Below are 11,843 nucleotides of genomic sequence, written 5' to 3'. Positions count from 1 at the left end.
GGACCGCGGAAGGACCCCGACATGCCGCAGCAGCCCGCGCCGAGCGGACCCGCAGTGATCGCCGTGATCCCCGCCCGCGGCGGCTCCAAGGGCGTCCCCGCCAAGAACCTCGCCGCCGTCGGGGGCGTCCCGCTGGTCGCCCGCGCCGTCCGCGCCTGCCGCGACGCCCGGATCGTCACCGACGTCGTCGTCTCCACCGACGACGCGGGCATCGCCGCCGCCGCCCGCACCGCCGGGGCCGTGGTGATACGCCGTCCCGCCGACATCGCGGGCGACACCGCGACCAGCGAGGCCGCCGTCCGGCACGCCCTCGACGCCTACGAGGCCGAGCACGGCGTCCGCGTCGGCACCGTCCTCCTCGTCCAGTGCACCAGCCCCTTCCTCGTCCCCGAGGACATCGAGCACACCGCGGCCGCGGTCGCCGAGGGCGGCGCCGACAGCGCCCTGACCGTCGCCCCCTTCCACGGCTTCGTCTGGCGGGACGGCGACGATGCCGCCGACACCACCGGCGGACACGGCGTCAACCACGACAGGTCCCACCGGCCGCGCCGCCAGGACCGCCCCCAGGACCTGCTGGAGACCGGCGCCGTCTACGCCATGGACGCCGACGGGTTCCGCGCCGCCGGCCACCGCTTCTTCGGCCGCACCGAACTGGTCCGCACCGACCCCGCCCGCGTCCTGGAGATCGACGACCCCCACGACCTCGCCCGCGCCCGCGCCCTCGCCCCGCTGCTCGACGCCCCCCGCCCCGGCGCCCTCCCGGCCCGCGACGACATCGACGCGGTCGTCCTCGACTTCGACGGCACCCAGACCGACGACCGGGTACTGATCGACGCCGACGGGCGGGAGATCGTCGCCGTGCACCGCGGCGACGGACTCGGCATCGCGGCCCTGCGCCGGGACGGACTGAAGCTGCTGATCCTCTCCACCGAGCAGAACCCCGTCGTCGCCGCCCGCGCCCGCAAACTGCGCCTGCCCGTCCTGCACGGCATCGACCGCAAGGACCTCGCCCTCAAGCAGTGGTGCGAGGAGACGGGTGTGGCGCCCGAGCGGGTGCTCTACGTCGGCAACGACGTCAACGACCTGCCGTGCTTCGACCTCGTCGGCTGGCCCGTCGCCGTCGGCTCCGCGCACGACGTGGTCCGCGGCGCCGCCCGCGCCGTCACCGTCCACCCCGGTGGCGGCGGCGCGATCCGCGAGATCGCCACCTGGCTGCTCGGCCCGTCCCTCTGACACCGAGCGGTCCCACGACCCCTTTGCCCCCCGTTTCCCCACAGAAGGAACCACCCTCATGAGCACGAACTCCCGCATCCGCACCCTCGGCGACCGCGAGGTCGGCCCCGGCCGCCCCGTCTACGTCACCGGCGAGATCGGCATCAACCACAACGGCGACCTGGAGAACGCGTTCGCGCTGATCGACGCCGCCGCCGACGCCGGCTGCGACGCGGTGAAGTTCCAGAAGCGGACCCCCGAGATCTGCACCCCGCGCGACCAGTGGGACGTCGAACGCGACACCCCCTGGGGCCGGATGACCTACATCGACTACCGCCACCGCGTGGAGTTCGACGAGGAGGGCTACCGCGCCATCGACGAGTACTGCCGCAAGCGCGGCATCGCCTGGTTCGCCTCCCCCTGGGACGTCGAGTCCGTCGCCTTCCTGGAGAAGTTCGGCGTCCCCTGCTACAAGGTCGCCTCCGCCTCCCTCACCGACGACGAGCTGCTGCGCGCCATGCGCGCCACCGGCCGCACCGTGATCCTCTCCACCGGCATGTCCACCCCCAAGCAGATCCGGCACGCCGTCGAGGTCCTGGGCAGCGACAACATCCTCCTCTGCCACGCCACCAGCACCTACCCGGCCAAGGCCGAGGAGCTGAACCTGCGCATGATCAACACGCTCCAGGACGAGTACCCCAACGTCCCCATCGGCTACAGCGGCCACGAGACCGGCCTCCAGACCACCCTCGCCGCCGTCGCCCTCGGCGCCGCCTTCGTCGAGCGCCACATCACCCTCGACCGCGCCATGTGGGGCTCCGACCAGGCCGCCTCCGTCGAACCCGGCGGCCTCGCCCGCCTCGTCCGCGACATCCGCACCATCGAGGAGTCCCTCGGCGACGGCGTCAAGAAGGTCTACGAGAGCGAACTCGGCCCGATGAAGAAGCTCCGCCGCGTCGCCGGCGTCGTCGCCGAGGCGGAGGCCACGGCGGGACGCGCCCCGGCCGCGGTCTGACGACGGGACGGCGGACACCACCGTGACCTCATCCGACGGGACCCGCGGCACCCCGCACGACGCCGGGCGGGTCCCCTCCCCCAAGGCGGCGGGAACTCCCGCCCGCCGCCTTGCGGGGATGCCCCGGCAGCGCGGACGACGCGCCACCGACCGGGACACCGCGGCCGGCGTCGAACCTCCCGACGACACCGGCACCCTCGCCTTCGTCGAGAGCCCGGTCCAGCTCCTCAACGTCCTCGAATGGGCCCACACCACCGTGAGCGCCCGCCTCACCGTCGTCGTGCTCGCCCCCCACGACCCGATGACCCGCGGCCAACTCCGCAGAATGGCCGAACTCGCCCGCGAGGAGGGTCACACCGTCCGCTGGGAAGAGGCGCGCGGCGGCGCGAGCGCCCCCCTGCGCACCATCGGACAGCTCGCTCCCCTCCTGCGCCGCGCCCGCGGCATCGTCATCGGCGACCCGTTCTCCCGCTACGTCCAGCTGCTGCTCACCCTCACCCGCGCCGCCGACCTCGTGGTGGTCGACGACGGCACCGCCACCATGGAGTTCATCGCCCAACTGGCGCGCGGCGAACGCCTGGTGCGCTGGCACCGCCACGGCAGCGGACGCGGGGCGCGGGACCTGCTCTTCGAGCCGTTCGCCACCCTCGCGCGCCGGCGCCTCAGTCCCGCGCACGGCGTCGAAGGACGCACCGTCGGCCTCTTCAGCTCCATGCCCGTCGACCCGCCCCCCGGCGTCCGCGTCACCCCCAACGACTTCGCCTGGACCCGCGGCCGCTTCGGCCCGCCCCGCCTCACCCGCGGCGCGGACATCGTCGGCACCTCCCTCGTCGAGACCGGCGTCGTCGACACCGAGCGCTACCTGGAGGCCGTCCGCACCCTCGCCCGCACCCACGGCGCCGCCCGCTACTTCGCCCACCGCCGTGAACACACCGCCAAACTCCACCGGCTGGCCACCGAGACCGGCCTGGAGGTCGTCCGCCCCGACCTGCCCCTGGAACTCATCGCCCGCCGCGGCCCCGTGGGACGGCGCATCCTCAGCTTCCCGTCCACCGTCGTCCACACCCTGCCCCTCGCCCTCCGCGGGACCGGCGCCGAGGTCGCGGTCTGCGACATCGACCCGGCCTGGCTGACACGGAACGCCTCACCCCGCGCCCAGGGCTTCCTCGACGGCGTCACGGGAACGGCACGGGCCGTCCGCAGGCTCCCTCCGGCCACCGGATGACGGGCCGCGCCGGCCACGGTGAAACCCGGGGTCATACCCGGGAGGAGGACGGTCCATGCACCTCCCGGTCCGGATTTTTTCCCCTGGTGGGCTGAACTTTTGTTGATACAGGGACAGTTGCGCCGTTCGGACGCCTAATCTTCACCAGGTGAACCAACTGATGTCCCGCTCCGCCGATACCGACGACCATCCCTCCGGCCGGCAACTTCCCGGCACCCTCCCCGAGTCGCTGCGCACCGAACTCATCGCCTTCCGCCGCGACTTGCACATGCACCCAGAACTGGGCCACCAGGAACACCGGACCACCGCCGCCCTCAAGGCGCGGCTGGAAAAGGCCGGTCTCGCCCCCCGCGTCCTGGACACCGGCACCGGTCTGGTGTGCGACATCGGCACCCGCCCGGACGAGCGCCCGCGCACGCCCGACGGTGCGGAACCGGCCGGCGGCCTCCCCCTCCTGGCGCTGCGCGCGGACATCGACGCCCTCCCCATCCCCGACACCAAGACCGTCGACTACCGCTCCACCGTCCCCGACCGCGCCCACGCCTGCGGCCACGACGTGCACACCGTCGTCGTCCTCGGCGCCGGACTGGTCCTCGCCGACCTCGCCCGCCGGGGCCTGCTGCCGCGCCCGGTCCGGCTGGTCTTCCAGCCCGCCGAGGAGGTCCTGCCCGGCGGCGCGGGCGACGCCATCGCCTCCGGCGCCCTGGACGGCGTCGGCCGCATCCTCGCCGTGCACTGCGACCCCCGCGTCGACGCCGGCCGCATCGGACTGCGCGCCGGCGCGATCACCTCGGCCTGCGACCGCCTGGAGGTCGCCGTCGACGGCCCGGGCGGCCACACCGCCCGCCCCCACCTCACCACCGACCTCGTCACCGCGGCCGCCCGTATCGCCGTCGACGTACCGGCCCTGCTCGCCCGCCGGGTGGACTCCCGCTCCGGCCTCGCCGTCACCTGGGGCCGGCTCCACGCCGGGCACGCCTGCAACGTCATCCCGCAGCGCGCCGAACTCTCCGGCACCGTCCGCTGCCTGGAACGCGACGCCTGGCGCCACGCCCCCGACCTCGTCCATGCCGCGATCGACGAGGTCGCCGCCCTGCACGGCACCAAACCGCAGATCACCTACGTCCGCGGCGTCCCCCCGGTGGTCAACGAGACGGACTCCGTCCGGCTCCTGCACGCCGCGATGGCCGCCCGCCGCGGCGCCGACACCATCGAGGGCACCGAACAGTCCCTCGGCGGCGAGGACTTCTCCTGGTACCTCGAACACGTCCCCGGCGCCATGGCCCGCCTCGGCGTCCGCACCCCCGGCGACCTCAGCCGCTACGACCTCCACCGCGGCGACTTCGACGTCGACGAACACGCCATCCAGGTCGGCGTCGAACTCTTCACGGCGGCGGCGCTGCTGGATGCCGGGGCACGGTAGGGGGTGTTTGTTCCGCCGGGCCGGCCCTCTCCGCTACGGAAGGGGAACGGCCCGGCGGCCGTCGTGCCGGGCGAGTGGCCAAGCCGTCGCGGCCCCGCCGGCCGCCGCTACCGGGGCCACGGGGCCGGCTCGGGACGGCGGTACCACCACCAGCCCCGATCCGGGCCGGTGGCCCCGGGACCCGTGCGGCCGGTCCGGCCGATGACGGTCCCTTCCTCGTCGGGGACGGTGCGCCCGTCCAGGACATCGTCCAAGCGCCGGACCGCGTCCCGCAGCGGGGCGCCGACCGGTGCGGGAGCGGCCGCCGTGAGACGCGCGAGTTCGTCACGGAGCCGCAGATCGTCGCGGTACATGTCGAGGGGGTACCTTCCGGACGGCGCCCAGCCGGATTCCAAGCGGCGCACCATGCGCTCCCAGAGAAAGAGCGCGGTCCGGGCCTCGTACAGAGCGGTTCCGGGAGCGTCGTCGAACGCGGGAGGCGTTTCCGTGCCCCGCGCATTCCGCAGTGCCGTGACGTTTTCCGTGAACGTGTCCGTCGCGGGTGTCGGCACGCTCTGCGCGCGAAGGATCTCCGGCAGCTGCATCACCTTTGCGCGGGGAAGCCCGGGTACGGAATCCTCGACCGCCTCGACCGTGTAGACCGACGGCGCGTCGTCGCTGGTGTTCACCCGTGCCCGGGTCGTCAGACCGTCGGGGGTGACGAGCCAGTGGGCGCTGGGCAGGTTCTCCTCCGCGGAGTAGAGAACCGCGGAACGCGAAACGGACGCGAATTTCCGTGCGACGTACGCCTCCGGGGGAAGACCGGATTCCTCTGCCCGGACGTCGATGTCGAGGAGAAGGGAGACGTCACCGTGTACGGGGGAGAAGTCGCACAGGACGGCCGCTTCCCAGTTCCGGCTGTCCTGGTCGGCGTCGGCGTCGACGGCGTCGACCGAGGTCGCGCCGACATCGAAGCAGGACGCCAGGGAAGCGGAGACCTCGGCCGGCTGCAACGGACTCAGGAGCAAGAAGTTGTACGTCACGGCTTATGCGTTCCTTCGTATATGCTCAGCGCTTTCCGGACGGCTTCGGGGTTGTTGACGAAACGCGGCGCTCTGGTCAGTTGCGGTGCGGCATCGATATCGCCGTTCGCTTTGGCTATCTGCTGAAGTGCGGCGTACTCGTTCCGGTCCAGTTCGACGAAACCCGTTCCGGATATGGGGAACGCTGTGCCGTTCTCCTCTATCCCGTACCGTCGTCCGTTGATCTCGTACTCGTTGCCGTTGTTGGTGAGTCTCGCTTTCCCCTCGGCGATGTGCTCCAGATCCTTTTTGACCTCTTCCTCGTATCCGCGGAGGATGACCGTGTTCTTCGGTCTGATCTCTCCCCGGGCCGCTCCGCCGGGAGTGTGCCGGGAATTCGGCGGCCTGATGGTCTTTCCGCCGGCGCTTCCCTTGACGCCGGGCGTGACGGTCCAGCCGTCCCGCCCGCCGCGCATCATCCACGTCCCGCCCGCCGGTAACGGCCCCTCGCCGCCGAGGGCCAGGCGGGGGCCGAAGACGTCGGGGGTGAGGCCGTGCAGGGCGTTCCGGACGCCGCCCGCGTCCTTGAGGGCGCGGGCGGCGGTGCCCGTGCCGCCGAGGGCGCCGCCGAGGAGGGCGCCGGTGAGGCCGGCGTGCTGGAGTTCGGCGAGGTTGATGCCGTGCTGGTCGCCGAGGGCGATGCGGGTGCCCTGGACGGCGACGGCGTCGACGGTGATGGCTTCGAGGCCGCCGAGGGCGGCGGTGGCCAGCGCGCTGCCGATGATCGCGGCCGCGGTGGCGGAGAGGGTGACGCCCACCGCTTCGGCCGCCGCGACGACGGCCGTGGTCGCCGCCGCGGCAGCGGCCTCGCTGGCGCCGAAGGTGACGACGGCGAGTGCGGTGGTGACGGCGATGGTGGCTCCGAGGGCCGCCATCTCGTGCTCGATCCGCCGTTTGGCGTCGGCGACCTCGTCCGCGAACCGGTCCAACGCCATGGCCATGTCACGCGAGGAGGTGGCGAGATCGTCCAGATAACCCTTGCCGCCGCCGTGGTAGCGCCGCCAGAAGCCGTCGAACGCCTCGATCGACCGGCCCTTGTTGGTGTCGATGACCTCCCGTGCGGACCTGTGGCAGGCGGCCGTGCAGTCCTCCACGTCGTCGGCGTAGACACGCCACGCGCGGGCGGCCTCCCGTAACCGGTCCTCGTCGCCCTCGGGCCACCAGACGATCTTCTTGACGATGCTCTTGACCTCGTCGGCGGCGCTCACCGCCCGGCCCCGTCGAAGCCGGAGGCGCTGGAGCGGTCCGCCTCCCGGTGGTTGTCCGCCATGTCCCGCAGCGCCTTGTGGACACTGTCCAGCCCCTGGGCCAGTGCGTGGGCGGCCCGTTCGATCTCCGTGCGGTGCGGGGCGTAGCCGTCGTGGAACCGCCGGCCCGGTTCGTCGCCGCCCCAGGGATGCCCCAGGGACTCCAGCGCGTTCTTGAGCTTCGCCGTCGCCTTCTCCAGGGCGGCGGATTCCCTGTGGAAGGTCGCCGCCTCCGAATGGAGCTGGTCGGTGTCCACCTGGAAGCCGGTCATGCTCCCCCCTCGTGCCCGGTCTGCCTCGTTGTCCGAACCCGTGCGAGATGACTCCCCTCCCTTCTTCCCCGCAGCGGTTCACCTGATGGCGTGACAGCAGAACAGGGCCGGATGCTGACACCGGCCGGTCCGGCGCGGCGACGGATCTTTTGCCGTCAAAGCGGTGCATCGTGCGGAGAATGCGGCGAGGAAAAGGGCTCCGGTGTCACCTGGCGCATGTGCGCGGTAACCGTGCGGCGTTTTCCGTGGCGGGCCTACCGCCGCCGAATCCCGGTGGCAAGGCATTCGGCGGACGGAGGCGCGGGGTGCCGTCCGGAACGCCCGGCGCCGGGCCTTCCGCCCCCTGCGCGACGAATCGATAACGGCCATGCCGCAGAGGGTTTTGCGCCAGGTCTACGCGCGTTAATCTCCCGGCAGTCCGCGCCGATGGGGGCGCGAAAGCGAAGGGAAGGCCCCGTGCGTCGGGTCACCAGGATTTGCGCCACGGCCACCGCCACCGCGGTCCTCGCGCTCACCGCCACCGCGTGCGGGCAGAGTTTCGCCGAGGCCAACCGTGCCAAGCACGCCGGAGTCGGACTCGCCTTCGACATCGGCGGACGCGACGACCACTCGTTCAACGAGGCCGCCGCACGCGGCACCGAGCAGGCCCGCAAGAGCCTCGGCGTCAAGGTCAAGATGCTCACCGCCAAGAACGGGGAGACCGAGGCCGACCGCGAACAGCGGCTGAGTTCGTTCGCGGAGGCCGGCTACAACCCCGTCATCGGCGTCGGCTTCGCCTACAGCCAGTCCGTGCAGAACGTCGCCAAGGACTTCCCCGACACCACCTTCGGTGTCGTCGACGCCGTCCCCACCGGCAAGAACGTCGACGCGATGGTCTTCGCCGAGCACGAGGGCTCCTACCTGGCGGGCGTCGCCGCCGCGCTCAAGAGCAGGACGCACCGGGTCGGCTTCATCGGCGGCGTCAACAACGCGCTGATCCAGAAGTTCCAGGCCGGTTTCGAGCAGGGTGTCCGCGCCACCGACCCCAAGGCCGAGATCACGTCGCAGTACCTCTACCCGAACAACGACAAGGGCTTCAACGACCCGGCCGCCGCCAAGGCCAAGGCCGCCGGCATGCTCGACCACGACATCGACGTGATCTACACCGCGGCCGGCCAGTCCGGGGCCGGCGCCATCGAGGAGATCAGCAAGCACAAGGGCGCCTGGGCGATCGGCGTCGACTCCGACCAGTACCGGCAGGCCGGCCTCGCGCGGTACAAGAACTGCATCCTCACCTCCGTCGTGAAGAACGTCGATGTGGCGGTCTTCGACCTCATCAAGAGCGTCGAGGACCACAAGCCGCTGACCGGCGTCCATGTCTACGACGCCAAGCACGACGGTGTCTCGCTCGCCACCTCGGGCGGTTTCATCAAGGACATCCAGCCGCAGATCGACGCGGCCCGGAAGAAGATCGTCGAGGGCAAGGTGAAGGTCAAGGAAACGCCGTAACCCGGGACATCACGGCCCGGGGCGCCGCACCCGCCCCGGCGCTCCCGGCGCGCGGCGCGCGCCCGTCCCGTCCTCCCCCTTCCGCCCGTCCGCTCCTTCATCCCCGAGGGGAGTGCGCCATCAACGCAGCGCCCACGAGCAGCAGTCCGGCCGCCCCGGACGCCCCCGCCGTAGAACTCCGCGGCATCACCAAAAGGTTCCCCGGCGTCGTCGCCAACCACGACATCCACCTCACCGTGCGCCGTGGCACCGTCCACGCCCTGTGCGGCGAGAACGGCGCCGGCAAGTCCACCCTGATGAAGATCCTCTACGGCATGCAGAAGCCGGACGAGGGCACCATCACCCTGGACGGCACCGACGTCACCCTGCACACCCCGGCCGACGCGATCGCCCGCGGCATCGGCATGGTGCACCAGCACTTCATGCTCGCCGACAACCTCACCGTCCTGGAGAACACCGTCCTGGGCGCGGAGAAACTGCACGGCATCGGCGGCCGCGCCCGCGCCCGGATCGCGGAGATCTCGGACGCCTACGGGCTCGGCATCCGCCCCGATGTCCTCGTCGAGGACCTCGGCGTCGCCGACCGCCAGCGCGTGGAGATCCTCAAGGTCCTCTACCGCGGCGCCCGCACCCTCATCCTCGACGAGCCGACCGCGGTCCTCGTCCCGCAGGAGGTCGACGCGCTCTTCGACAACCTGCGGGAGCTGAAGTCCGAGGGACTGACCGTCATCTTCATCTCCCACAAGCTGGGTGAGGTGCTGTCGGTCGCCGACGACATCACCGTCATACGGCGCGGCACCACCGTCGCCTCCGTCGAACCGGCCGGGACCACGCCCGAGCAGCTCGCCGAGCTGATGGTCGGCAGCGAACTGCCGTCTCCGGAGACGCGCGAGTCGACCGTCACCGACGTGCCGATGCTGCGGGTCGAGGACCTGACGCTGACCGCCACCGACTCCGACGGGGTGGTCCGCACCGTCCTCGACGGCATCTCCTTCACCGTCCACAAGGGCGAGGTCCTGGGCATCGCCGGGGTCGAGGGCAACGGGCAGGCCGAGCTGGTCGAGGCCGTCATGGGCACCCGCCGTCCCGGCCACGGCACCGTCACCCTCGACGGCGCCGACCTCAGCCGCGCCTCCACCCGCGCCCGCCGCGAGGGCGGCATCGGCTACATCCCCGAGGACCGGCACCGCCACGGGCTGCTGCTGGAGGCCCCGCTGTGGGAGAACCGTATCCTCGGCCATGTGACCGAACGCCCCAACTCCAAGGGGCGGCTGCTCGACCTCGCCGGGGCCCGCGCGGACACCGAGCGGATCGTCGCCGAGTACGACGTCCGCACCCCCGGCATCGAGGTCACCGCGGCCTCGCTCTCCGGCGGCAACCAGCAGAAGCTGATCGTCGGCCGGGAGATGAGCCACCACCCCAAGCTGCTCATCGCCGCCCACCCCACCCGCGGGGTCGATGTCGGCGCGCAGGCGCAGATCTGGGAACAGATCCGTGCCGCGCGCCGCGAGGGGCTGGCGGTGCTGCTGATCTCTGCCGACCTGGACGAGCTGATCGGCCTGTCCGACACCCTGCGGGTGATGTACCGCGGACGGCTGGTCGCCGACGCGGACCCCGCCGTGATCACCCCGGAGGAGTTGGGCTCCGCCATGACCGGTGCCGCCAGCGGCCACCTCAGTGCCCCGGACGCCGCCCCGGCGCGGGACGGTGACGACGCATGAGCGCCGCCACGCCCCCGGCCCGGGGCGCCCTCGGACGCGCGACCCGCGACAGGATCGTCCTCGCCGTCGCCGCGCCCCTGCTCGCCCTCGTCGCCGCCGTCGCGATCAGCTCGCTGGTCCTGCTGGCGTCCGGCCAGGACCCGTTCCGCGCGTACGGGATCATGGCCGATTACGGCCACTACAGCGACAGCCAGGTCTGGATCCTCAACAAGTCGGTGCCGTACTACCTGTCGGCCCTCGCGGTCGCCATCGGCTTCCGCATGAACCTCTTCAACATCGGCGTCGACGGCCAGTACCGCCTCGCCGCCTTCGCCGCGGCCGCCGCCGGCGGCGCGCTGGTGCTGCCCGGCGCCCTCCAGATCGTGCTGCTCATCGTCATCGCCATGCTGGTCGGCGCCATCTGGTCCGGCATCGCCGGTCTGCTGCGCACCACCCGCGGCGTCAGCGAGGTCATCACCACGATCATGCTGAACTCGATCGCGGCGTCGGTCATCGGCTACTTCCTCCAGGACGGCCGCCTCGCGATCAAGGACGGGAACCTTCTGCACACCCGGTTCCTGCCGGAATCCAGCCACTTCTTCGCCTTCCCGACCCACCCCAAGCCGGTCTCCGGATTCGTGCTGATCGCGGTCGCGGCCGGCGCGCTGTACTGGTTCCTGCTCAACCGCACCCGCTTCGGGTTCGACCTGCGCACCGTCGGCGCCTCCGAGTCCGCCGCCGAGGCCAGCGGCGTCAGCGTCAAACGCATGATCGTCATCAGCATGCTGCTGTCCGGCGCCGCGGCCGGCCTGGTCGGCATGCCCACCCTGCTGGGCGAGTCCTTCCAGTACGGCACCGACTTCCCCGTCGGCATCGGCTTCACCGGCATCGCCATCGCCCTCCTCGGCCGCAACCACCCGGTCGGCATGGCCTTCGGCGCCCTGCTGTGGGCCTTCCTCGACCGCACCGGCTCCCGGCTGGAGTTCGAGGGCTATGCCCAGGAGATCGTCGGCGTCATCCAGGGCGTCATCGTCCTGTGCGTCGTCATCGCGTACGAGATCGTGCGCCGCTACGGGCTGCGCCTCCAGCAGCGCAAGGTCGGCGAGGAGCTGGCCGCCCGCAACCGTACGTCGGACCACAACGAGGCGGAGGTGTCCGCGTGAACGGCCGAACCGACCCGCGCGGGGGCACGCCCGCCGA

General features: G+C 72.0%; 10 protein-coding genes. 7 read left to right on the top strand and 3 right to left on the bottom strand.

Annotated elements, in window-relative coordinates; translation table 11 throughout:
- Positions 1–21: 21 nt before the first annotated feature.
- From AC51EU_RS03470 to AC51EU_RS03455, 4 genes are all read left to right on the top strand, one after another.
- Entirely contained in the window at positions 22–1,233 is a 1,212-nt protein-coding gene (locus AC51EU_RS03470) for a cytidylyltransferase domain-containing protein (RefSeq protein WP_496265117.1), read from the top strand.
- Between the two features lie 58 nt (positions 1,234–1,291).
- Complete coding sequence (locus tag AC51EU_RS03465; RefSeq protein ID WP_496265116.1) at positions 1,292–2,227, top strand: N-acetylneuraminate synthase family protein; 936 nt, start codon at positions 1,292–1,294, stop codon at positions 2,225–2,227.
- A 118-nt stretch (positions 2,228–2,345) separates the two neighbouring features.
- Entirely contained in the window at positions 2,346–3,452 is a 1,107-nt protein-coding gene (locus tag AC51EU_RS03460) for a hypothetical protein (protein ID WP_496265136.1), read from the top strand.
- A gap of 160 nt (positions 3,453–3,612) precedes the next feature.
- Positions 3,613–4,875 (top strand): amidohydrolase, encoded by a 1,263-nt coding sequence (locus AC51EU_RS03455; RefSeq protein ID WP_496265135.1) that lies wholly within the window; start codon positions 3,613–3,615, stop codon positions 4,873–4,875.
- A gap of 107 nt (positions 4,876–4,982) precedes the next feature.
- Here the strand turns inward: AC51EU_RS03455 and AC51EU_RS03450 are convergent, their stop codons facing one another.
- From AC51EU_RS03450 to AC51EU_RS03440, 3 genes are read right to left on the bottom strand one after another with little or no spacing between them, the layout of a single operon-like run.
- Positions 4,983–5,897, bottom strand: coding sequence for a hypothetical protein (locus tag AC51EU_RS03450; RefSeq protein ID WP_496265115.1), 915 nt, complete (start codon positions 5,895–5,897; stop codon positions 4,983–4,985).
- Positions 5,894–7,144: a WXG100 family type VII secretion target gene (locus AC51EU_RS03445; protein WP_496265114.1), complete on the bottom strand. Its 1,251-nt coding sequence runs from the start codon at positions 7,142–7,144 to the stop codon at positions 5,894–5,896. Before AC51EU_RS03445 ends, AC51EU_RS03450 begins: the two co-directional genes overlap by 4 nt.
- On the bottom strand, positions 7,141–7,455 hold the full coding sequence (locus tag AC51EU_RS03440) for a WXG100 family type VII secretion target (protein WP_496265113.1): 315 nt from the start codon (positions 7,453–7,455) through the stop codon (positions 7,141–7,143). Before AC51EU_RS03440 ends, AC51EU_RS03445 begins: the two co-directional genes overlap by 4 nt.
- A 456-nt stretch (positions 7,456–7,911) precedes the next feature.
- Here AC51EU_RS03440 and AC51EU_RS03435 point away from each other — a divergent pair, with 456 nt between their 5' ends.
- From AC51EU_RS03435 to AC51EU_RS03425, 3 genes are all read left to right on the top strand, one after another.
- Positions 7,912–8,943, top strand: a complete 1,032-nt coding sequence (locus AC51EU_RS03435; protein ID WP_496265112.1) for a BMP family lipoprotein — start codon at positions 7,912–7,914, stop codon at positions 8,941–8,943.
- Between the two features lie 119 nt (positions 8,944–9,062).
- Positions 9,063–10,664 carry an ABC transporter ATP-binding protein gene (locus AC51EU_RS03430; protein ID WP_496265134.1) on the top strand — a complete coding sequence of 534 codons (1,602 nt, stop codon included), beginning with the start codon at positions 9,063–9,065 and terminating at the stop codon, positions 10,662–10,664.
- Positions 10,661–11,806: an ABC transporter permease gene (locus tag AC51EU_RS03425; RefSeq protein WP_496265111.1), complete on the top strand. Its 1,146-nt coding sequence runs from the start codon at positions 10,661–10,663 to the stop codon at positions 11,804–11,806. The genes AC51EU_RS03430 and AC51EU_RS03425 overlap by 4 nt, the downstream gene beginning before the upstream one ends.
- Positions 11,807–11,843 lie beyond the last annotated feature (37 nt).

Source organism: Candidatus Streptomyces philanthi (genome assembly GCF_059553635.1).
This window is presented reverse-complemented; position numbering and strand designations above follow the sequence as displayed.

What these genes read in the sequence shown, in the direction of transcription:
- AC51EU_RS03470 (WP_496265117.1), top strand. Translation starts at nt 22, where the DNA reads ATGCCGCAGCAGCCCGCGCCGAGCGGACCCGCAGTGATCGCCGTGATC.
- AC51EU_RS03465 (WP_496265116.1), top strand. Translation starts at nt 1,292, where the DNA reads ATGAGCACGAACTCCCGCATCCGCACCCTCGGCGACCGCGAGGTCGGC.
- AC51EU_RS03460 (WP_496265136.1), top strand. Translation starts at nt 2,346, where the DNA reads ATGCCCCGGCAGCGCGGACGACGCGCCACCGACCGGGACACCGCGGCC.
- AC51EU_RS03455 (WP_496265135.1), top strand. Translation starts at nt 3,613, where the DNA reads ATGTCCCGCTCCGCCGATACCGACGACCATCCCTCCGGCCGGCAACTT.
- AC51EU_RS03440 (WP_496265113.1), bottom strand. Translation starts at nt 7,455, where the DNA reads ATGACCGGCTTCCAGGTGGACACCGACCAGCTCCATTCGGAGGCGGCG.
- AC51EU_RS03425 (WP_496265111.1), top strand. Translation starts at nt 10,661, where the DNA reads ATGAGCGCCGCCACGCCCCCGGCCCGGGGCGCCCTCGGACGCGCGACC.